Origin of the sequence: Kribbella sp. NPDC051587 (genome assembly GCF_044453945.1) — a bacterium.
Taxonomy (GTDB): Bacteria; Actinomycetota; Actinomycetes; order Propionibacteriales; family Kribbellaceae; genus Kribbella.
The window spans coordinates 271,801-291,083 of record NZ_JBITDE010000005.1 but is presented as its reverse complement, the minus strand read 5'-3'; the positions used below and the strand labels follow the sequence as shown (position 1 = coordinate 291,083).

20 protein-coding genes and 1 tRNA gene are annotated in these 19,283 nt (G+C 68.4%); 6 read left to right on the top strand and 15 right to left on the bottom strand.

The features are described 5' to 3' along the window. Position 1 precedes the first annotated feature (1 nt). The 9 genes from ACIA49_RS20655 to ACIA49_RS20615 form a co-directional block, all read right to left on the bottom strand. Complete coding sequence (locus ACIA49_RS20655; protein WP_396378808.1) at positions 2-766, bottom strand: CoA transferase subunit A; 765 nt, start codon at positions 764-766, stop codon at positions 2-4. Positions 767-776: 10 nt separating this feature from the next. After that, positions 777-1,679 carry a hypothetical protein gene (locus ACIA49_RS20650; RefSeq protein ID WP_396378807.1) on the bottom strand — a complete coding sequence of 301 codons (903 nt, stop codon included), beginning with the start codon at positions 1,677-1,679 and terminating at the stop codon, positions 777-779. A gap of 50 nt (positions 1,680-1,729) precedes the next feature. Next, positions 1,730-2,431 (bottom strand): carbohydrate-binding family 9-like protein, encoded by a 702-nt coding sequence (locus tag ACIA49_RS20645; protein ID WP_396378806.1) that lies wholly within the window; start codon positions 2,429-2,431, stop codon positions 1,730-1,732. Then, positions 2,424-2,816: a hypothetical protein gene (locus ACIA49_RS20640; RefSeq protein WP_396378805.1), complete on the bottom strand. Its 393-nt coding sequence runs from the start codon at positions 2,814-2,816 to the stop codon at positions 2,424-2,426. Before ACIA49_RS20640 ends, ACIA49_RS20645 begins: the two co-directional genes overlap by 8 nt. A 19-nt stretch (positions 2,817-2,835) precedes the next feature. Next, positions 2,836-3,465, bottom strand: coding sequence for a lipoyl(octanoyl) transferase LipB (gene lipB / locus ACIA49_RS20635; protein ID WP_396378804.1), 630 nt, complete (start codon positions 3,463-3,465; stop codon positions 2,836-2,838). Between the two features lie 4 nt (positions 3,466-3,469). Beyond that, positions 3,470-4,318 (bottom strand): DnaJ domain-containing protein, encoded by an 849-nt coding sequence (locus ACIA49_RS20630; RefSeq protein ID WP_396378803.1) that lies wholly within the window; start codon positions 4,316-4,318, stop codon positions 3,470-3,472. Continuing rightward, on the bottom strand, positions 4,315-4,647 hold the full coding sequence (locus ACIA49_RS20625; protein WP_396378802.1) for a hypothetical protein: 333 nt from the start codon (positions 4,645-4,647) through the stop codon (positions 4,315-4,317). Before ACIA49_RS20625 ends, ACIA49_RS20630 begins: the two co-directional genes overlap by 4 nt. A 55-nt stretch (positions 4,648-4,702) precedes the next feature. Further along, positions 4,703-4,779: transfer RNA gene (locus tag ACIA49_RS20620), tRNA-Pro, on the bottom strand. Positions 4,780-4,802: 23 nt separating this feature from the next. Beyond that, positions 4,803-5,741: a metallophosphoesterase gene (locus tag ACIA49_RS20615; protein ID WP_396379037.1), complete on the bottom strand. Its 939-nt coding sequence runs from the start codon at positions 5,739-5,741 to the stop codon at positions 4,803-4,805. A 32-nt stretch (positions 5,742-5,773) separates the two neighbouring features. Here ACIA49_RS20615 and ACIA49_RS20610 point away from each other — a divergent pair, with 32 nt between their 5' ends. Further along, positions 5,774-6,241 carry a GatB/YqeY domain-containing protein gene (locus ACIA49_RS20610; protein WP_396378801.1) on the top strand — a complete coding sequence of 156 codons (468 nt, stop codon included), beginning with the start codon at positions 5,774-5,776 and terminating at the stop codon, positions 6,239-6,241. A gap of 45 nt (positions 6,242-6,286) precedes the next feature. On the opposite strand, the gene ACIA49_RS20605 is transcribed toward ACIA49_RS20610, so the two are convergent. From ACIA49_RS20605 to ACIA49_RS20590, 4 genes are all read right to left on the bottom strand, one after another. Continuing rightward, the gene (locus tag ACIA49_RS20605; protein ID WP_396378800.1) at positions 6,287-8,683 is read right to left on the bottom strand and encodes a penicillin-binding protein; all 2,397 of its coding nucleotides are present in this window, start codon (positions 8,681-8,683) and stop codon (positions 6,287-6,289) included. A gap of 133 nt (positions 8,684-8,816) precedes the next feature. Further along, positions 8,817-11,168 (bottom strand): endopeptidase La, encoded by a 2,352-nt coding sequence (gene lon, locus ACIA49_RS20600; RefSeq protein WP_396378799.1) that lies wholly within the window; start codon positions 11,166-11,168, stop codon positions 8,817-8,819. An 88-nt stretch (positions 11,169-11,256) separates the two neighbouring features. Beyond that, complete coding sequence (locus ACIA49_RS20595) at positions 11,257-12,378, bottom strand: ArsA family ATPase (RefSeq protein ID WP_396378798.1); 1,122 nt, start codon at positions 12,376-12,378, stop codon at positions 11,257-11,259. Positions 12,379-12,466: 88 nt separating this feature from the next. Continuing rightward, complete coding sequence (locus tag ACIA49_RS20590; protein WP_396378797.1) at positions 12,467-13,417, bottom strand: ArsA-related P-loop ATPase; 951 nt, start codon at positions 13,415-13,417, stop codon at positions 12,467-12,469. A gap of 61 nt (positions 13,418-13,478) precedes the next feature. Between ACIA49_RS20590 and ACIA49_RS20585 the strand changes: the two genes are divergently transcribed. The 5 genes from ACIA49_RS20585 to ACIA49_RS20565 all read left to right on the top strand — a co-directional run bounded on the left by ACIA49_RS20585 (position 13,479) and on the right by ACIA49_RS20565 (position 16,962). After that, positions 13,479-13,640, top strand: coding sequence for a DUF4177 domain-containing protein (locus ACIA49_RS20585; protein WP_132413438.1), 162 nt, complete (start codon positions 13,479-13,481; stop codon positions 13,638-13,640). Next, positions 13,637-14,095, top strand: coding sequence for a RidA family protein (locus ACIA49_RS20580; protein WP_391548652.1), 459 nt, complete (start codon positions 13,637-13,639; stop codon positions 14,093-14,095). The genes ACIA49_RS20585 and ACIA49_RS20580 overlap by 4 nt, the downstream gene beginning before the upstream one ends. 53 nt (positions 14,096-14,148) lie before the next feature. Beyond that, on the top strand, positions 14,149-14,979 hold the full coding sequence (locus ACIA49_RS20575; RefSeq protein WP_396378796.1) for an NUDIX hydrolase: 831 nt from the start codon (positions 14,149-14,151) through the stop codon (positions 14,977-14,979). Positions 14,980-15,094: 115 nt separating this feature from the next. After that, a complete protein-coding gene (locus ACIA49_RS20570; RefSeq protein WP_396378795.1) occupies positions 15,095-15,868 on the top strand; it encodes an MBL fold metallo-hydrolase in 774 nt (257 codons plus the stop codon). Positions 15,869-16,005: 137 nt separating this feature from the next. Then, entirely contained in the window at positions 16,006-16,962 is a 957-nt protein-coding gene (locus ACIA49_RS20565; RefSeq protein ID WP_396378794.1) for a type IV toxin-antitoxin system AbiEi family antitoxin domain-containing protein, read from the top strand. A gap of 129 nt (positions 16,963-17,091) precedes the next feature. Here the strand turns inward: ACIA49_RS20565 and ACIA49_RS20560 are convergent, their stop codons facing one another. Together ACIA49_RS20560 and ACIA49_RS20555 are read right to left on the bottom strand one after the other, a co-directional pair. Further along, positions 17,092-17,769 carry a Crp/Fnr family transcriptional regulator gene (locus ACIA49_RS20560; protein ID WP_355466031.1) on the bottom strand — a complete coding sequence of 226 codons (678 nt, stop codon included), beginning with the start codon at positions 17,767-17,769 and terminating at the stop codon, positions 17,092-17,094. Between the two features lie 178 nt (positions 17,770-17,947). Then, positions 17,948-19,282 carry a carotenoid oxygenase family protein gene (locus ACIA49_RS20555; RefSeq protein ID WP_396378793.1) on the bottom strand — a complete coding sequence of 445 codons (1,335 nt, stop codon included), beginning with the start codon at positions 19,280-19,282 and terminating at the stop codon, positions 17,948-17,950. Between the last annotated feature and the right edge of the window lies 1 nt (position 19,283).

The window sequence follows — 19,283 nt, the reverse complement described above, 5'->3', positions numbered from 1 at the left end:
CTCAGGCCTCCTTCAGAGCAGGTTGCACGGTGCGCTTCTCGATCCGCTTCTCAATATCCTTGCCGACAGCAACAACTCGCTGGACGTAGACACCCGGCAGGTGGATCGAGTCCGGATCCAGCTCACCAGGCTGGACCAGCTCCTCGACCGTCGCGATCGTGACCCGGCCGGCCATCGCGGCCAGCGGGTTGAAGTTCCGGGCACTCCGGTCGAAGACCAGGTTGCCGTGGGTGTCGCCGCGCCGCGCGTGCACCAGGCCGAAGTCGGTCGTGATCGAGTCCTCGAGGACGTACGTCGTACCGTTGATCTCGCGGGTCTCCTTCGGCTCCGAGGCCTTCGCGACCGAGCCGTCGGTGTTGTACTTCTGCGGCAGCCCACCGTCCGCGACCTGCGTACCGACGCCGGCCAGCGTGAAGAAGGCCGCGATCCCGCAGCCGCCGGCGCGCAGCTTCTCGGCCAGCGTGCCCTGCGGGGTCAGCTCGACCTCCAGCTCACCGGACAGGAACTGCCGGGCGAACTCCTTGTTCTCGCCGACGTACGACGAGGTCATCTTCGCGATCCGCTTGTCCGCGAGCAGGATGCCCAGGCCCCAGTCGTCGACGCCGCAGTTGTTCGACACCACGCTGAGCCCGCTCACCCCCTTCTCGTGCAGGGCGCTGATCAGGTGCATGGGATTGCCACACAGCCCGAAACCGCCGACCGCGAGGCTCGCGCCGTCCTCGATGTCGGCGACCGCGGCCTGCGGCGACTCGTAGGTCTTGTCCATGCCGACGACTCTAAGCCGTCGCCGACACCTGCTGCAGTGCCTCCAACTCGTGACGCGCCTCATAGTGGGCGTCCTCGAGGTCGGTCAGCTCCAGTACGGCGGCCAGGTGGGACTGGGCCGTTTGAACATGCCCACAGCACCGGGCGGCCCGGGCAAGCCCTATGTGAGCTGCTGCAACCGTCTCTGGCAGCTCAGCCCGCTCACCGAGCACCAGCGCCATGCTGTAGTCGTGGCGGGCGGCGTCCAGCTTGCCCTGTACTCGGTAGAGGTCTCCGCGCCGGCACAGCAGTAGGCCGACCTGCTCGTCCAGCCCGAGCTGTTCCGCCAGCCCGAGCGCCTCCGTGGTCAGCTCCAGCGGCGCGCCCACAGACTGCTGGAGCGCACTGAGCGCCAGGAACGTGCCCCAGGCGTCCTCCAGCATCCGGAACCGGCCCAGCGCCGTACGGAGGGCTTGTGCGGCCTCCTCCTCGGTCGCCCGGGTCAGCCCGGGGTATCCGCGGCATAGCTCGACCGCCGCGCGCGTCCACGCGTCACCGTGCTCGTTGCGCTTCAGCACGTCCTCGACCACGTCAACTGGCTCGAACGGTCCGAAGACCAGACACCACAGCAGCACCGTCGCGGAGTACCGGAACGGTCCGTCCGTGGCGTCGACGATCTGCTGCGCTAGCTCGATCTGCTCCTGCTCCGCCGAGGCGGCGCCGTGCAGCACGGCCAGCAGGTACTCCTCGTCCAGACCGACCGGGACCGAGCGGCCCAGCATGCTGAGCACTCGCTCGGCCGCTGCGGCCGCCTCGTCCTCCAGACCGCGGGACCACCAGTACGCCGAGTAGCGAGCAACCAAGCGGAGTGCGGTTCTCAGATCGGTCTCGCAGGCGCGTTCGACCGCGCTGACGACTCCGCCCCCGAATTCCACGTAGCTCATTGTTACCGCTGGGCCCAAGCCGCGCGCAGGCGGGTGGTGTGTCAGAAACGCAGGACGCCCCACCGCGGTGGGTAGTGCATGTTGGCGACGTACTGCGGTGACCAGACCCAGAACTCGCTCTCGGCCCCCTTCACGTATTCACCGTCCACGACATCGTGCGGCCACTGGCAGCGCATCAGGTTCATCCGCCACTCGTCACCCTTAGCGGGCACGGTCGGCTGACCCTTGGTCGGTACGGCGAGGTCCGCCCACGGGATGGCGAGCTCCACCGTCCACCCGGTGTCGGTGTCGGACGGGTCGTTGACCGTGCCGTCGACGTGGATCGCGGTCCGCAGCCCCGGCAGGTTCGTCGGGTCGATCGCCTCGCCGCCCTCGTCGTACGGCTTGGTGAGGGTGAGTTCCCAGATCGTGCCGAGCGGGTTGATCTCGAACTCGTAGTAGTTCGCGCCGTCGCCGTCCGGGTCGAGGAACACCTCGAAGTTGTTCTCGAAGTAGAGCCGGCTGTTGTGCTCGGTCATCGTCGTCCACACGTGCGGCTCCTCGAGCTTGCCGCCGACGTACAGGTACTGGTCGTCGTACATGAGCTTGGCCTGGGTGCGGAACCGCGGTCCCGGGCCCTCGCCGAGGATCTGGACGAAGTCGGTCGTCCACGGCGCGACCTCCCACGCGGGGTCGGTCAGGGTGCCGTCGAGGTTCGGGGCGGACGTCGTACGCGGGCAGTCGTAGACGGGCAGGTCAGGCATCAGCGCGCTCCAGGAGTCGGGCGACGAGGTCGGCGAGCAGAAAGGTGATCGCGGTCAGGACCGGGACCACAGCCAGGGTCCACGGCGACGAGAGGTTGCCGGTCAGGAAGGCGAGGACGACGGCGAGCATGAACGCGACCCCGAGGAACGCGACCAGCCGCGGATGCGGCATCGCGAGCCGGTTGAGCGCGATCCCGCCGAGCACCATCGTGACCACCACGACGACCACCAGCAGCGGGAGACCGAGCGCCCCGCAGTTCGTGGTCTCGCGGAACCGCTCGCACCCCTGCTCGCTACCCCACACCAGTCCGATCGTGGCGAAGCCGCAGAGCAGCCCGACCAGCGCCAGGATCAACAACGGTGGCAGCGGCGGCTTGGCGTCCATAGCCCGCACAGTATCCGGATCAGGCCGCACCAAGGGAGACTGCGATCGCATCCCGTACGGCGGCGTCGTCCGGAACCGGCCGTCCGGTCTCGGCCGCGAGCTCGGCCAGCGAGACCATCGTGACGTCGTGCAGCCCGCAGGTCGTGAACGTGTGAAACACCGACATGTCCGGAGCGACGTTCACCGAGAACCCGTGGCTGGTGACGCCGTGCCGGATCCGCATCCCGATCGAGCACAGCTTGCGGTGGTCCGGCGTCCACACGCCGACGAGACTGCTCGCGCCCTTCGGCGTCTCCCGCCGTACCAGCGGGAACCCGAGCGACCCCAGCGCCTCGACCAGGCCGTCCTCCACCCAGCGCACGACATCGACGACCCCACGGCGCTTCACGTCGATCACCAGATAGCCGACCAGCTGCCCGGGACCGTGGTACGTCGCGAACCCGCCGCGGTCCACCGCCACCGCCGGGATCCCCGCCGTCTCGGCCGGCAGATCACTGGCCGCCGTACGGGATCCGTAGGTGATCACCGGGGGATGGCTCAGCAGGAACAGCCGGTCGTCCGCCGTACCGGCGACGCGTTCCTCGACCCACTCCCGCATCTGCTTGCCGGCGACGTCGTACTCGATCTCACCAAGGTCAACTCGCTGCACCCCTTCAGCGTAGGTCGCGGGGTGCGCGGTACAAGACGTCGTACAGCGCACGGCGATCGACGACGTTGCCGGCTTCCCGCAGCCAGGCGATCAGCTGTGGCGCGGCCGTCGCTGCCGTCAGATAGGTGAGGCCTGGTACGGCGGGCAGTGGGTCGTCGGTGAGGCTGACGAAGTAGCCGCGAGAGTTGATCCCGCGGGCCCGCCAGGCGACGACCGCCCGCAGCAGCGCGAGCTCGGTGCCGGGGGTTGATGAGATCACCGCCAGCCGACGGTCGACGAGCAGGAGGTGTTCGGTCGGGATCCCGCGGATCCGGGCGCCGTGGATCAGCTTGACCGCAGGCAGTTGCAGGACGACGGGCGTGAGCAGATCGGCGGTCCGGCGATGCTCGCCGGGGTCGCCCCAGACGGTGGTCTCGTACGCCGCCCGGGCGCCGATCACCCGGTCGAGTTCGCGCGCGCTGGCCCAGCCCTTGCCGAGGGCCACCACTACCAGCAGACCGGCGACGACGAAGGCGAACCAGCCGAAGGACAGTGCGTACCAGAACGGGATGACTGCGAAGAGCAGCCACGCGACCAGCGCCACCGGTGCGATCACCGTGAACCGCCGGAGCTGCGGTACCACCCAGATCTTCTCGCGGCTGACCTGCTGCCGCGGTGGGGGAGCGAGCGTGCGGTCGTAGGCAGCGCGCTGCTCCGGATCCGAGAGGGTCTTCCAGGCCGCCTGGACGGCGTGGAACCGTGCTGCGCTGCCGCCCCGGTCCGGATGCGCCTGGCGGACGAGCTTGCGGTACGCCGCCCGGATCTCCGCCGTACTCGCGGTGGGCGGAACGCCCAGCACCTCGTAGGGGTTCACGACTGCTCCCGGGACCACCGTCGGTTCGACAGCCAGACCAGCGGCAGGGCGAGGACGGGCGCGATGAGCTTGAAGTACTCCAAGGTCGGGACGTGGCCCGCGATCCCGCCGATCGGGAGCAGGAGCAGCAGCGCGATGCCGAACCCCTGCAGCACCCGACCGAGCGGCACTCGCTTGCGCCAAGGCGTCGGCACCGCGGCCCACGGTGCGAACAACACCATCACGATCCGGAAGCCGCTCCAGTCGTCCAGGAAGCTGAGCAGGATGGGGACGACGATCCACGCCACCCACAGGCCGAGCACGATCGGCCCGCCGATCCGCCACTTCATGTGTCCCCCAAAAAGAAGGAGGGTCAGTCACCGGAGTGACTGACCCTGCATCTCGTGGTCGGGCTGACAGGATTTGAACCTGCGACCTCTTCGTCCCGAACGAAGCGCGCTACCAAGCTGCGCCACAGCCCGAATCGCCGTTAGCTTACATGCGACTAGCTGTGGGACGAAATCGGGTTTACCCGGGGGACCAACGTGAGCAATGTCGCTTCCGGACGGCAGGCGAAACGGACGGGCGCGTACGGCGAGGTGCCGAGCCCGGCCGAGACGTGGAGAGCTGCCTGGCGGCCGTTGCTGCCCCAGGTGGAGAGGCCTTTGACGCGGGACGCATCGAGGTCGCAGTTGGTCACCAGAGCGCCGTAGAAGGGCACCGCGAGCTGGCCGCCGTGGGTGTGACCGGCGAGCACCAACGGATAGCCGTCGTCGACGAAAGCGTTCAGGACCCGCTGGTACGGCGCGTGCGTCACCCCGATCGAGAGGTCGGCCGACGAGTCCACCTCGCCCGCGATCACGCCGTACCGGTCGCGCTTGATGTGCGGGTCGTCGGTGCCGGCGAAGTCGAGGCGCAGGCCGTTGATCTTCAGGCTGGTCTTGGCGTTGTTGAGATCGGCCCAGCCGGCGTCGGTGAAGGCGCGGCGCATCTCCTCGAACGGGAGGTCCGGGCCGTGCGGCTTGTGGCGCTGCTTGTTGGCGGGCAGCAGGTACTTGCCCGGGTTCTTGAAATGCGGCTTCCAGTAGTCGTTGGAACCGAACACGAACACCCCGGGCAGATCGAGCAGATCACCGAGCGCGCGCAGCAGCGGCGGCACCGAATCCTCATGCGACAGGTTGTCGCCGGTGTTGACGATCAGATCGGGCTCGAGCGCCGCCAGGTCGTTGACCCAGCCGATCTTCTTCTCCTGGGTCGGCATCAGGTGCAGGTCGGACAGATGCAGCACCTTGATCGGCGCGGCCCCCTCGGCGAGCACCGGCACCGTCACCTTGCGCAGCGTGAACCACCGCACCTCCACCACCGCCGCATACGCCACACACGCCGCCCCCACGGCCCCGACAGCGGCCGTGGCCTTCAGCGTCGTACCGGCAATCCTGCGCAAACTCATTTACCCAGCCTGCCACAATCTCCCCTATGTCCAACTCCGGAATGAAACAGCGCCTCCACGACGACATGACCGCCGCCCTGAAGGCGCGCGACGAGATCCGCAAGTCCACCCTGCGGATGGCGCTCACCGCGGTCACCAAGGCCGAGGTCGCCGGTAAGGAGGCCCGCGAGCTCTCCGATGCCGAGATCCTCGACGTCCTCGGGTCCGAGGCCAAGAAGCGCCGCGAGTCCGTCATCGCCTACCGCGACGCCGGCCGCGCCGAGCTGGCCGACAAGGAGCAGGCCGAGGCCGACATCCTGGCCGAGTACCTCCCCGAGCAGTTGACGGCCGAGGAGATCGCCGCCCTGGTCACCGAGACCATCGCCGCCACCGGCGCCGCCGACCTGGGTCCCCGCGGCATCGGCAAGGTCATGGGCGCCCTCCAGCCCAAGGTCAAAGGCAAAGCCGACGGCGGCGCCGTCTCCGCCGAAGTCAAACGCCAACTAGGCGCCTGACCCGACGAAGGGCCTCGTCCGTGGTGGACGAGGCCCTTCGCGTTGTCAGCAGTTGGGGTAGTTGCGTTCCCAGGGTTGGCAGCCTGGGGTGCCGCCGCCGTTGGGTTGACCGCCGGGCTGGCCTTGGTTGCCGTCGCCGTTCTGGTCGCCCTCGTTGTTGTTGCCGCTGCGGTTGCCGTTGGAGACGTAGATGGTCACCGTGGAACCGGCCGGGGCGCCGTCGCGGCGGCGGGGGTCGGTGTAGGCGACGGTGCCGGCGGACTCCTCGGAGTTGACCTGGTCCGGGGCGATCTGCGCCTCGAAGCCGGCCTGGCGGAGCTTGTTGGCCGCGTCGTCGGGGTTCATGCCGTTGACGTAGGGCAGGTCCTCGTTGTCGCCGTTCTTGGTCTTGTCGTCCGGCGCGGTGAAGTGCGTGGTCGGCATCCCCTGCAGTGCGCCCTGCATCGCGGTCTTCCACAGCGGGCCGGCGGTCATCGAACCGGAGGCGTCGTGGATGCCCTGGCCGTCCAGGGTCTGACCGGACAGGCGCTTGTACGGCGGGCTCGCGTCGGCGACCACGGTCGCGGCGGCGAGCTTGCTGGAGTAACCGGAGTACCAGACGGCCTTGGCCTCCTGGATGGTTCCGGTCTTGCCGGCCAGGTCGCTGTTGCCGAACTTCAGCCGGTTACCGGTACCGCCCGGCTCCATGACCTGGTGCAGCACCTCGTTGACGCCATCGGCCACCGCCTCCGGCAGCACCTGCTTGCAGTCGGTGCCGGGGATCTTGACCTGCTTTTTGGCGGCGTCGCGCACCGAGGTGACGAGCAACGGCGTGCAGTACTTGCCGCGGGCCGCAAAAGCGGCGTACGCGCTCGAGAGCTGCAGCGGGGTGATGTAGCCGACGCCGAGCGTCATCGACGGGACCTGCTCCAGCGGCTCACCGTCCTGGGCGTTGTACATGCCCAGTGACTTGAGCAGACCCGCGATCGGGCACAGGCCGACCTTCTGGGACAGCTGCAGGAAGTAGGTGTTGGTCGACTTCTGCGCCGCCTGGATCATGGTCGGGTCGGGCACGTTGTCCGTCGAGTTCGTCGGCTGGTAGTCGTCCGGCACCGTGACGTTCCCGTTGCAGGTGCTGAACTTCGACCCCTCGAAGTGCAGCGGGCTCGGCGACGGGATCTTGTAGTTGATCGAGTAGCCCTTCTGGATCGCCGCGGCGATCGTGAAGGCCTTCATCGTCGAACCGTTCTGGAAGCCGCCGAACCCACCGGCGTAGGACTTCTCGACGTTGTAGTTGTACGACGTCTGGTCCTTCTTGCCGCCGTACTTCTTGCTCTGCACCATCGCCTTCACCAGCCCGCTCCCGGGCTCGACGATCGTGATCGCGGCGATCGCCTGGTCGCCGGGCCTGGTGTGCTCGTCGATCGACTTCTGCGCGGCGGCCTGGATCTTCGGATCGAGCGAGGTCCGGATCGTCAGACCGGCGGTCTTCAGGTAGTTGGCCCGGTCCTTGGGGGTCTTGCCGAAGGCCGGGTTCTGCTTGAGCTGCGCGACGATGTAGTCGCAGTAGAACGGGTACGCCGAGTTGCCGCAGCCGATCTGGTTCTTGCGGACCAGGTTCGGGTTGATCACCGGGGTCTTCAGCGCCAGGTTGGCCTGGTTGACCGAGATCACCTTGAGCTCGAGCATCCGGCGGATGACCACGTCGCGCCGGTCCTTCGAGCGCTTCATGTTGTTCGTCGGGTCGTAGGCGGTCGGGCTCTTCACCATGCCGGCCAGCATCGCGGCCTGGGCGAGGGTGAGGTTCTTGGCGTCGACGCGGAAGTAGTGCTGCGCGGCGGACTGGATCCCCCAGGCGCCGTCACCGAAGTTCGCCAGGTTCAGGTACTTCTCGAGGATCTCGTTCTTCGAGTACTCCTTCTCGGCGGCGATCGCGTACCGCAGCTCGGCGACCTTGCGCTGGGTCGTCGCGGCGGTCGCGGCCTCGACCTCGGCCGGGGTGTTCGCCTTCTCGATCAGGCTCATCTTGATGAACTGCTGGGTGATGCTCGAACCACCCTGCTGGACCGCGCCCTCGGTCTGGTTCACCGCGAGCGCGCGCAGCGTGCCCTTGAGGTCGAGCGCACCGTGCTCGTAGAAGCGGTCGTCCTCGATCGCGACGATCGCCTTCTGCATGATCGGGGCGATCGCGCTGAGCTTGACCGGGTACCGGTTCTTGTCGGCCAGGGTCGCGATCACGGACCCGTCGGCGGCCAGGATGGTGCTCTTCTGCTTGAGTGGCACCTCGTCGAACTGTTGGGGAAGGTCCTCCAGGGTCTCCGACGTCTTCTCCGTCGTGAACCCGGCCAACCCCGCCAACGGCATTGCCAGACCTGCTGCCAGCGCGCCCGACAGCACACTCACTCCGAGGAACAGAACCACCGACTGGACGACTCCGCGGTCGCCCTTCTCCCTGACGCGCATGGTTATAGAGACTACGTGACCGGCATTTTGGGTTACCGCTCGCGCTGTGAATTGCATCACTGTCTCTGGACAAAATTCATCCTAAAGAACGAGGGCCCGAGCAGTTGCTCGGGCCCTCGTCAGTACGGCGGTCTCAGGCGGCGTACTGCCGTGCCTCGACCTGCGCCGGTTCCAGCGCCAGCTCCAGCACTTCCCGTACGTCGCTCACCGGGTGAACGGTCAGCTCCGCCAGCACCGACTCCGGTACGTCGTCCAGGTCGGGCTCGTTGCGCTTCGGGATCAGGATCGTGGTCAACCCGGCCCGGTGGGCGGCGAGCAGCTTCTGCTTCACCCCACCGATCGGGAGGACCCGCCCGGTCAGCGACACCTCACCGGTCATCGCGACCTCCGAACGGACCGGCCGTCCGGACAGCAGCGACGCGAGGGCCGTTGTCATCGTCACACCGGCCGAAGGTCCATCCTTCGGGACCGCACCGGCCGGTACGTGGATGTGGGTGTTCCGTTCGGCCAGATCACTGACCGGGAGCCCCAGCTCCGCGCCGTGTGAGCGCAGGTACGACAGGGCGATCTGCGCCGACTCCTTCATCACGTCACCCAACTGCCCGGTCAACGTGACTCCGGTCGGGCCGGTCTCCTTGTCGGCCAGCGACGCCTCGATGAAGAGCACGTCACCACCCGCACCGGTCACCGCTAGTCCAGTCGCGACGCCCGGGAGCGCCGTACGCTCCGCAGACTCCGGTGTGAACTTCGGCGATCCCAGGTAGCCCTTCAGATCGTCAGAGCCGATCGTCAGTGCACCCTCCGACTCGCCCAGGGCGATCTTCGACGTCACCTTGCGCAGTACCCGGGCGATCGACCGCTCCAGCTGCCGGACGCCGGCCTCTCGCGTGTACTCGCCGGCCAGCAGCCGCAACGCCGAGTCCTCCACGGAAACCTCGTCCGCCGTCAGGCCCGCCCGCTCCAGCTGTCGCGGAAGCAGGTGGTCACGGGCGATGGTGACCTTCTCCTCCTCGGTGTACCCGTCCAGCTGCACCAGCTCCATCCGGTCCAGCAGCGGACCGGGGATCGAGTCCAGCACGTTCGCCGTGGCCAGGAACACCACGTCGGACAGGTCCAGCTCGACCTCCAGGTAGTGATCCCGGAAGGTGTGGTTCTGGGCCGGGTCGAGGACCTCCAGCAGCGCGGCCGTCGGGTCACCCCGGTAGTCCGCACCCACCTTGTCGATCTCGTCCAGCAGTACGACGGGGTTCATCGAACCCGCCTCGGTGATGGCCCGGACGATCCGGCCCGGCAGTGCGCCGACGTAGGTACGCCGGTGCCCGCGGATCTCGGCCTCGTCCCGAACGCCACCCAGCGCGACCCGGACGAACTTGCGCCCCATGGCTCGCGCCACGGACTCACCCAGCGAGGTCTTACCCACACCAGGAGGTCCGACCAGAGCCAGTACGGCGCCACTCCGGCGACCGCCGACGACACCCAGTCCGCGGTCCGCGCGGCGACGCCGTACAGCCAGGTACTCGGTGATGCGTTCCTTCACGTCGTCCAGACCAGCGTGGTCCGCGTCCAGTACGGCGCGTGCCTCGCGCAGGTCGTAGCTGTCCTCACTGCGCTCGTTCCACGGCACCTCAAGCACCGTGTCGAGCCAGGTGCGGATCCAGCCGACCTCAGGGGACTGCTCCGACGTCCGCTCGAGCTTGTCGACCTCAGCCAGCGCGGCCTTCGCCACGTGCTCCGGCAGGTCAGCAGCCTCGACGCGAGCCCGATAGTCCTCTTCCTCGGACTCGGCCTTGCCGTCCAGCTCGGCCAGCTCCTTGCGGATGGCTGCCATCTGCTGGCGCAGCAGGAACTCCCGCTGCTGCTTCTCCATACCCTCCTGGACGTCCTTCTGGATCGTCTCGGAGACCTCGAGCTCGGCCAGGTGGTCCTTCACCCAACCGATCAGCTTCTCCAGCCGCTCGGAGACGTTGGCGTTCTCCAGCAGCTCGGACTTCTGCTCGTTGCTCAGGTACGACGCGTAACCGGCCAGGTCGGACAGCTCCGCAGGGTCGTTCACCTGCTTCACGGAGTCGATGACCTGCCAGGCGCCACGACGCTCCAGCACGGACGTGGTGAGGGACTTGTAGTCGCGGGCCAGCTCCGCCGACCGCGCGTCGGTGATCTCGTGGAGCTGGGTCGCACTGACCCAGAGGGCAGCACCCGGACCAGTGGTCCCGGCGCCGATCAGGACCCGCGCAACACCGCGGATCACTGCTGCCTGGGCTCCGCCCGGCAGCCGGCCGATCTGCTCGATCTCGCCGAGCGTCCCAGCCTTGGCATATTTCCCGTCCAGCCGCGGTACCAGCAGCACCTGGTCGGCACCCGAGGCCTGCGCGGCGTCGATGGCCGCTCGCGCCTCGCTGTCGGCGAGGCGGACCGGCACGACCATTCCCGGCAGAACGACGACGTCGTCCAGCGGCAGAACCGGAAGATTCAACGGATCGGTCACGCTGTCACACCCTTATCCAAAGATTGAGTCTGACAGGCTCAACCAGTGGCCCCACCTGGGCATTCCCGGCGTTCGCTGACGGTGAAACTCAGGCCGTCAGGAGTTCCCCGATCTGGCGTAGACCGGCGAGATCGTGGACATCGTCCGCCAGGGCCGGGACCTCGACGGTCGGGATCGATCGATGGCCTCGCTTGAACCGGTCGGAGCGCTTATGGTCGGCGACCACCTGCTGCATCTTGTCCGCGTGCAGCCGGAGCAGCGCGGCCGTCAGTGGCGACTTGTCCGCCTCCTCCAGCTTCTCCGCCGCCGCCAGCGACCGCTCGGCCGACAGATCCGTCGCGTCCGAGTTCGTCACCCGATTCAGTACGACGCCCGCCAGCGGCATGTTCTCCGCCCGCAACCGCTCGGTGAAGTACGACGCCTCTCGCAGCGCGTCATTCTGCGGAGCTGCCACCACGAGGAACGCGGTCTGCGGTTCACGCAGCAACGCGACGGTCTTGTCCGCCCGCTTCCGGAACCCACCGAACAACGTGTCGAACGCGGCGACAAACGTCTGTACGTCGGTCAGCACCTGCGCGCCGAGCACCTTGTTCATCACCGACATCGCCATGTTCACCGCCGTCGACATCAACCGGAACGGCCCCTTCGCCGGCGCCAGCAGCAGCCGCAGGAATCGCCCCTCGAGGAGCGATGCGAGCCGCTCGGGCGCATCCAGGAAGTCCAGCGCCGACCGCGACGGCGGCGTGTCGACGATGATCAGATCCCAGTCACCGGACGCCTCGGCCTGCTTGTGGAGCTGACCGAGCTTCTCCATCGCCATGTACTCCTGCGTCCCCGCGAACGACGACGACAACGCCAGGTAGAACGGGTTCGCCAGAATCTGCTCGGCCTTCTCCGGCGTCGCATGCGCGAGCACGACCTCGTCGAAGGTCCGCTTCATGTCCAGCATCATCGCGTCCAGCCGGCCGCCGTTGTCCTCATCGACGCCGACCACCGCCCGCGGCGTGTTGTCCAGCTCCGTCAATCCCAGCGACTGCGCCAACCGCCGAGCCGGATCGATAGTCAGTACGACGACCTTCCGCCCCCGCTCGGCCGCCCGCAACCCCAGCGCCGCCGCCGTGGTCGTCTTCCCGACCCCGCCGGACCCACAAGTGACGACGATCCGGGTCGTGGGGTCGTCGATCAACGCGTCCAGATCCAGCTCGCTCATCGCACGATCCTCTCGGGGTGGAGGAGGAGCTGGGAGCAGGGGAGGTGGCGCCCCGCCCGAGCTCGTCCCCCTGTCGGCTCCGCCCCGCTCACGACCGGAACTCCTCGGCCAGGTCGATCAGGGCGCCGTGGTCGATTCCCTCGGGCTGCAACGCCAACTCGGTCACCTGCTTGCCCAGGGCATCTATCCGGTCGCGGTTCTCGCGTTCGAGTCCGATCCGGACCGCGTGGTCGCGCGCCTCGGCAGTCAGAGCCTCCACCATGGCCTTGCCGTACCCGACGCCGGCCGCGCGCAGTCCCTTGGTGATCTCGGCGGCCGGCAGTTTCTCCTTCACCGCAAGGGCGATCGACTCGTCGTCCAGCGGGCTGTGCCGCATCATGTTCACCACGATCGACCCGATCCGCAGGTCCAGTGCCTCCAGCTGTTCGACCGCGTCCAGCGTCTCCTGGACCGGCATCTCCTCGAGCAGCGTGACCAGATGGATCCGGGTCACGTCGGACCGCAGCATCCCCATGATCGCGTCCGCCTGGTTCCGGATCGGCCCGACCTTGGCCAGGTTCGCGACCTCGTGGTTCACGTTCAGGAACGACCCGATGCGCCCGGTCGGTGGCGCGTCCACCACGACCGCGTCGTACGCGAGTTTGCCGTGGGCCTTGCGCCGCGTCGCCTCGTAGACCTTGCCGGTCAGCAGGACGTCCCGCAGTCCCGGCGCGATCGTGGTGACGAAGTCGATCGCCCCCACCTTGTCGAGCGCCTTCCCGGCGCGACCGAGGTGGTAGTACATGTCGAGGTACTCCAGCAGCGCGGCCTCGGCGTCCACGGCCAGCGCGAACACCTCGCCGCCCCCGACCCCGGTCGCGATCTTGCGTTCGACGTACGGGAGGGGTGGTACGTCGAAGATCTGGGCGATGCCCTGCCGCCCCTCGACCTCGACCAGCAGCACCCGCTGCCCCTGCCCGGCCAGCGCGAGCGCCATGGCAGCGGCAACAGTCGTCTTCCCGGTGCCTCCCTTGCCGGTCACCACGTGAAGTCGCGCCATAAGGTCCAGAGTAGGACGTGGCCCACGGCACACGCCGTGTGAGCCCGTTAGAGTCGCCCCCATGAAGAAGTTCGAGTACTTCACCGCGCCGCTGCTGGTCCACTCGACCAAGGAGATCCTGGACAACTTCGGCCAGGACGGCTGGGAGCTGGTCCAGGTCGTCCCGGGGATGAACCCGGAGAACCTGGTCGCCTACTTCAAGCGGGAGATCGAGTCCAAGTGAGCCACCCCGAGGAGAAGCTGGCCGAGCTCGGCCTGAAGCTGCCGGAGGTGGCCAAGCCGGTCGCCGCCTACGTCCCGGCCGTCCGGACCGGCAACCTCGTCTACACGTCGGGTCAGCTGCCGCTGCGCGAGGGCACCCTGATCGCCACCGGCAAGGTCGGCGACGCGGTCACCCCCGAGGTCGCGGCCGAGTGCGCGCAGCAGTGCGCGCTGAACGCCCTGGCCGCGGTCAAGGCCGAGATCGGCGACCTGGCGAACATCAAGCGGATCGTCAAGGCCGTCGCGTTCATCGCGTCCACCCCGGAGTTCACCGGTCAGCCCCAGGTCGCGAACGGCGCCTCGGAGCTGTTCGGTCAGGTCTTCGGTGAGATCGGCCAGCACGCCCGCTCCGCGGTCGGCGTACCGGTCCTGCCCCTCGACGCTCCCGTCGAGGTAGAACTCATCGTCGAGGTCTGACGTCCGGGCCCGGACCCCGCTGGGGGTCCGGGCTCACCCTTTGGAGGCTCGGAATGGTCCGCGATCTGAGGTCGGAACCGCTGACCGGCCGGATGGCCGAGGCGGCGTTCGCGCACGTCCGCGACTCCCCGACCCCCGCCAAGCCGCGGCCTGCCTCGACCGTGATCCTGCTCCGCGACACCGCTGCCGGGCCCGAGGTCTACCTGCTCCGCCGGCAGCAGTCGATGGCCTTCGCCGCCGGTATGACGGTCTTCCCGGGCGGGCGCGTCGACCCGACCGACGCAACTGTCGCCGACTCGTGGTCCGGTCCGCCGCCCTCGTGGTTCGCCGCCCGACTGGGCTGCTCCGAGGAAACAGCGTCCGCGTACGTCGCTGCCGCCGTACGGGAGACGTTTGAGGAGTCCGGTGTGCTGCTCGCCGGCCCCTCCGCCTCATCCGTGGTCGCGGACACGCGCGGTGACGACTGGGAAGCCGACCGCGTCGCCCTCGAATCCCGTTCACTGGGCTTCGCCGACTTCCTGCACGGTCGCGGCCTGGTCCTGCGCGCCGACCTGCTCGGCGCTTGGGCGCACTGGATCACCCCCGAATTCGAGCCGAAGCGCTACGACACCGCCTTCTTCGTCGCCGCCCTCCCGGCCGGTCAGATCACCCGCGACGTCACCAGCGAGTCCGACCAGGTCGCCTGGATGCGCCCCGCCGACGCGGTCGCCGCCGCCGACGCCGGCTCGGTCCTGATGCTGCCCCCGACCTACCTGAGCTGCGCCGACCTCACGCCGTACGGCGACGTCGCGACTGCCCTGGCCGCCGCGGGGAACCGGGAGATCCCGATCATCATGCCGACCCTGCGCATCGAAAACGACCGCGCCTACCTGGAGAACACATGAGCCGTGCACATCGCCACGCTCCGCGCGGCGGGTCATGGGGCTTTAACTCCAGTCCTTCCCTCGTCACTCCAGTCGCTTCGCTCCCTCCATTCCTCAGTCCAGTCCAGGAGGCCCCATGACTGAGCATGTGACCGACTACGCGACCCGGGTACTGGCCGCGAACCCCGGCCCGATGACGCTCGAGGGCACCAACACGTGGATCCTCCGGGCCCCGGACGCGGCCCAGTCGATCGTGGTCGACCCGGGACCCCAGTTGGAGGACCACCTCCGCGCCGTACTGGATGCAGCCGGTGACGTCGCCGTCGTACTGCTGACCCACAAACACCCCGACCACTCCGAAGGCGCCGCCTGGTTCGCCAACCAGGCCGGCTGCGGCGTCCGCGCCGTCGACCCGGCCTTCCGCCTTCCCACCGACCACGCCCACGGCCTCGCCGAAGGTGACGTCATCACCGCCGGCGACCTCCGCGTCGAGGTGGTCCCCACCCCCGGCCACACCCTCGACTCCGTCTGCTTCTGGCTCCCGCAAGACGGCTCACTCCTCACCGGCGACACCGTCCTCGGCCGCGGCACCTCCGTCGTAGCCCACCCCGACGGCGCCCTCGCCCCCTACCTCGACTCCCTCGAGAAGCTCCAAGCCTTCGCCAACTCACCCGCCGGCCTGGAACGCCTCCTCCCCGGCCACGGCCCCGTCATCACCGACCCAGGCAAAGTCCTCACCCAGTACCTAACCCACCGCCAAGAACGCCTCACCCAGGTCCGCGAAGCCGTAGCCGCCGGGCACACCACCCCCGAAGCCGTAGTAGCCCACGTCTACGCCGACATAGACCCCACCCTCCACCCCGCCGCCCGCCTCTCCGTCCAAGCCCAACTCGACTATTTGGCTGGCTAGGCACCCGTGTTGGGGGTTATGCACTCATATCAACGGTGGAGAACCCCCGATTTGAGTGCCTAACCAGCCAAATGGGGGTTATCCACAGGTTCGGGGGAGGGGGCCCGTGGAGGGGCTGGGCGGGTGATGCTGGGGGGATGAACCCGGTACTCGCGGCCGTTGCGGGCCGGCAAGGTGGTGTCTTCGGCCGTCGCCAGGCACTCGATGCGGGCTATACGCCTGAGCAGGTCCAGGAACGGCTGGGCGACGGTCGGTGGCAGCGCGTGCGACATGGCCAGTACGCCGAACGGACCGACCTCAGCCAGTTGCCGCCATGGGAACGTGAACTCGTGCTCCATCGACGACTCGTCCGCGCCGCGGCGAACTCGATGCGACCTGGGACGTTCGCGGTCAGCCATCACTCCGCTCTGGTCATTCATGGCATCCCGGTGTGGAAGGCGAACCTGTCCGAGGTCCAGCTGACCCGGACGAGTGGTTGGCGTAGCGGTCACGCCGCCGGCGTCAGGCATCATCGAGGCCTCCTGGGTACGGCGGACCTCGCCGAGGTGGACGGATTGCCCGTCACAGCCCTCGCACGCGCTCTGGCCGAGACCGCCGCCGTGGGTTCGTTCGAAGCGGCGGTCGTGAGTGCGGACGCCGTACTGCGGACTGGTCGGGTACCGCAGGCCGAGCTCCTGCGCGTGCTCGAGGCGTCCGAGTTCTGGCCGGGGAGCCCGACGATCCGGGCAGCGCTCGCCTTCGCGAACCCCCTCGCGGAGTCGGTCGGCGAGTCGCGATTCAGGGTGCTCCTGCATCAACAGGGTCTGCCGGCCCCGCTCCTGCAGGTGGTTCTCGAGGACGCCGATGGGTTCATCGGCCGGGTCGACTTCTACTTCCCCGAGTACGACCTCGTGGTCGAGTTCGACGGCCTGATGAAGTACGCCGAGGGTTCTCGCGAGGTCCTGATCCAGGAGAAAACCCGTGAAGACCGCCTCCGCGCCCGCGGGCTGCACGTCGTCCGGACCACGTGGGCCGACCTCGAGCAACCAGCCCGTACCGGCCGAACTCTCCGCGCCGCCCTAGCCCGCTCTCGCCGTACCGATCTGGCTGGCTGAGCACGCAGATCAGGGGTTCTGCACCGTGGTTATGAGTGCAAAACCCCTGATATCGGTGCCTAGCCAGCCAAATGGGGGCCGGTACGGCGGGGTGCGGGAGCCGGTACGGCGGGGTGGGGCGGGGGTGGGTCAGCGGGCGCGGCGCTGGAGGCGGTCTACGTCGAGCAGTACGACGGAGCGGGGTTCGAGGCGGACCCAGCCTCGGGAGGCGAAGTCGGCGAGGGCCTTGTTGACCGTTTCGCGGGAGGCGCCGACGAGTTGGGCCAGCTCCTCCTGGGTGAGGTCGTGGTGGACGTGGACGCCGTCGTCGGCGGTGCGGCCGAAGCGGCTGGCCAGGTCCAGGAGGGCCTTGGCGACGCGGCCGGGGACGTCGGAGAAGACGAGGTCGGCGACGACGTCGGAGACCTTGCGCAGGCGGGAGGCCAGCTGCAGCAACAGGCCGCGGGCCACCTCGGGGCGGCCGGCCAGCCAGCGCAGGAGCTCGTCGTGGGTGAGCGACATCATCGAGGCGTCGGTGACGGCGGTGACCGTGGAGGAGCGCGGTCCGGGGTCGAACAGCGACAGTTCGCCGAACATCTGGCCCGGGCCGAGCACCGCCAGCAGGTTCTCCCGGCCGTCGGCCGAGGTGCGGCCGAGCTTGACCTTGCCCTCGACGACGATGAACAGCCGGTCCCCGGAGTCGCCCTCGTGGAACAGCACCTGGCCACGACGCAGCCGGCTCTCGGTCATCGACGCGGCCAGCGCGTCGGCTGCCTCGTCGTCGAGTTGACTGAACAGCGGCGCCTGCTTGATCACTGTGGCATCCACTTTGGGGCCTCCTAGGACCTTCGACCACGACTACGGAGGAGGGATCACCCCACCCGGCGAGATGAGCGTATCCACTCGCTCGCCCCAAAACCGTAGCCCCTCCGGTGTCGGCCACGCCACGTAGGCCACCTCCGGCGCGTCTCGGCGGCCCGGGAAGGCTTGTCCGGACCCCCTGAAGTCAGGCCTGATCGGCGAGCCAGTTGCCGTGGAACCCGTACGGGACCCGGACCGGGAGGTGGATCGCCGCCACCGGCGGTGCGGTCAGGTCGGTGGCGTCGAGAATCACCAGGTCGCTGGTGTCGGAGCTGGCGTCGTACACATAGGTCATCAGCCACCCGTCACCCCCGGGTCGGCTGTCGGCCGGGACGAAGGCGGCCTCGCCCGGCGTCCGGCCCGGACCGAACTCGTGGGCCGTGACCCCACCATCGTGCAGGTCGTAGCGAATCAGTGCACCAGAACCAGGACCTCCGGTGGGCGTCCGGGCCACTGTGGCATGGCCGTGCCGGGTCGCGAACCCAGCCAGCCGGTCATCGATGCGGGGGAACTCCGCGGCGCGATCGTGGCATTGCTCTTCGCGTACGGCGCCGGTCGTCAGGTCGATCGTCCAGCGCCACAGCACCGCTTGTTGCGGGATCGCGCTGTCCTTCCGGAACAGCTCTGGGTACCGCATCACGTGCAGGACGATCTGTTCGTGCCCGTCCGGTCCGACCTGGTCATAGGCGTTCAGCGTGTGGAACACGTAGCAGGGGTCGATCGCGAACCACCGCACCTCGCCGTACGGGTCGTCACGGCGCAGTACGCCGAGCCGGGCGCCGTACCCGTCGTTCCAGCTGAAGGGCATCCCGCCGCCGGACCTGGCCGCTGCCAGGTCGAAGACCACCGGCAGGTCCATGAAGACGACGTGCCCGGCGGACAGGCTGAAGTCATGGTTCATCGTGGCGCCCGGTACGTCGATCGGCCGGCTGATCACCAACTCCCCGGTCGCGTCCGCGCGGTGATAGGTCAGGTACGGCGCTCGGAGGCTGTAGCCGAAGAAGTGCAGTTCCCCGGTCGTCGGGCAGGTCTTCGGGTGGGCGGTCATTGCCGTCCGCAACTTGCCGTCGAAGTCGTACGAACCGACCGTGTCCAGCTCGCGGGTGAGCTCGTAGGGGTAGGAGGACTCGACCAGGGCCAGCGTGCGACCGGCGTGCCGGACGACGTGGGTGTTCGCGACGCCGGCCGTCAGATCCAGATTTCCCTCGGCGTCGTTGACCTTCGCGCCGTCGGTAAAGGTCGAGGTCCGGACCCAGCGGTTGCGGTACGACACCGCGCGCCCGGTCTCGATCCGGACGCCGTGGATCATGCCGTCGCCGAAGAACCAGTGCCCGGAGGCGGCGTCGTGCGGGTTGGGCCCGTTGCGCAGGTACCAACCGGTCAGCTCAGGTGGGATCTGACCAGTCACCGGCAGGTCGTGGGCGGTGAGTTCCTGGTCGACCGGGGCGTAGTTGCCGGTCAGATGCGGTGCGGTCTGCATG

Coding starts and splice junctions, on each gene's coding strand:
- ACIA49_RS20610 (WP_396378801.1), top strand. CDS start 5,774: ATGTCCAACTCCGGAATGAAACAGCGCCTCCACGACGACATGACCGCC.
- ACIA49_RS20565 (WP_396378794.1), top strand. CDS start 16,006: ATGAACCCGGTACTCGCGGCCGTTGCGGGCCGGCAAGGTGGTGTCTTC.
- ACIA49_RS20595 (WP_396378798.1), bottom strand. CDS start 12,378: ATGAGCGAGCTGGATCTGGACGCGTTGATCGACGACCCCACGACCCGG.
- ACIA49_RS20555 (WP_396378793.1), bottom strand. CDS start 19,282: ATGCAGACCGCACCGCATCTGACCGGCAACTACGCCCCGGTCGACCAG.
- ACIA49_RS20655 (WP_396378808.1), bottom strand. CDS start 766: ATGGACAAGACCTACGAGTCGCCGCAGGCCGCGGTCGCCGACATCGAG.
- ACIA49_RS20625 (WP_396378802.1), bottom strand. CDS start 4,647: ATGAAGTGGCGGATCGGCGGGCCGATCGTGCTCGGCCTGTGGGTGGCG.
- ACIA49_RS20570 (WP_396378795.1), top strand. CDS start 15,095: ATGACTGAGCATGTGACCGACTACGCGACCCGGGTACTGGCCGCGAAC.
- ACIA49_RS20640 (WP_396378805.1), bottom strand. CDS start 2,816: ATGGACGCCAAGCCGCCGCTGCCACCGTTGTTGATCCTGGCGCTGGTC.
- ACIA49_RS20645 (WP_396378806.1), bottom strand. CDS start 2,431: ATGCCTGACCTGCCCGTCTACGACTGCCCGCGTACGACGTCCGCCCCG.
- ACIA49_RS20590 (WP_396378797.1), bottom strand. CDS start 13,417: ATGGCGCGACTTCACGTGGTGACCGGCAAGGGAGGCACCGGGAAGACG.
- ACIA49_RS20575 (WP_396378796.1), top strand. CDS start 14,149: ATGGTCCGCGATCTGAGGTCGGAACCGCTGACCGGCCGGATGGCCGAG.
- ACIA49_RS20585 (WP_132413438.1), top strand. CDS start 13,479: ATGAAGAAGTTCGAGTACTTCACCGCGCCGCTGCTGGTCCACTCGACC.
- ACIA49_RS20605 (WP_396378800.1), bottom strand. CDS start 8,683: ATGCGCGTCAGGGAGAAGGGCGACCGCGGAGTCGTCCAGTCGGTGGTT.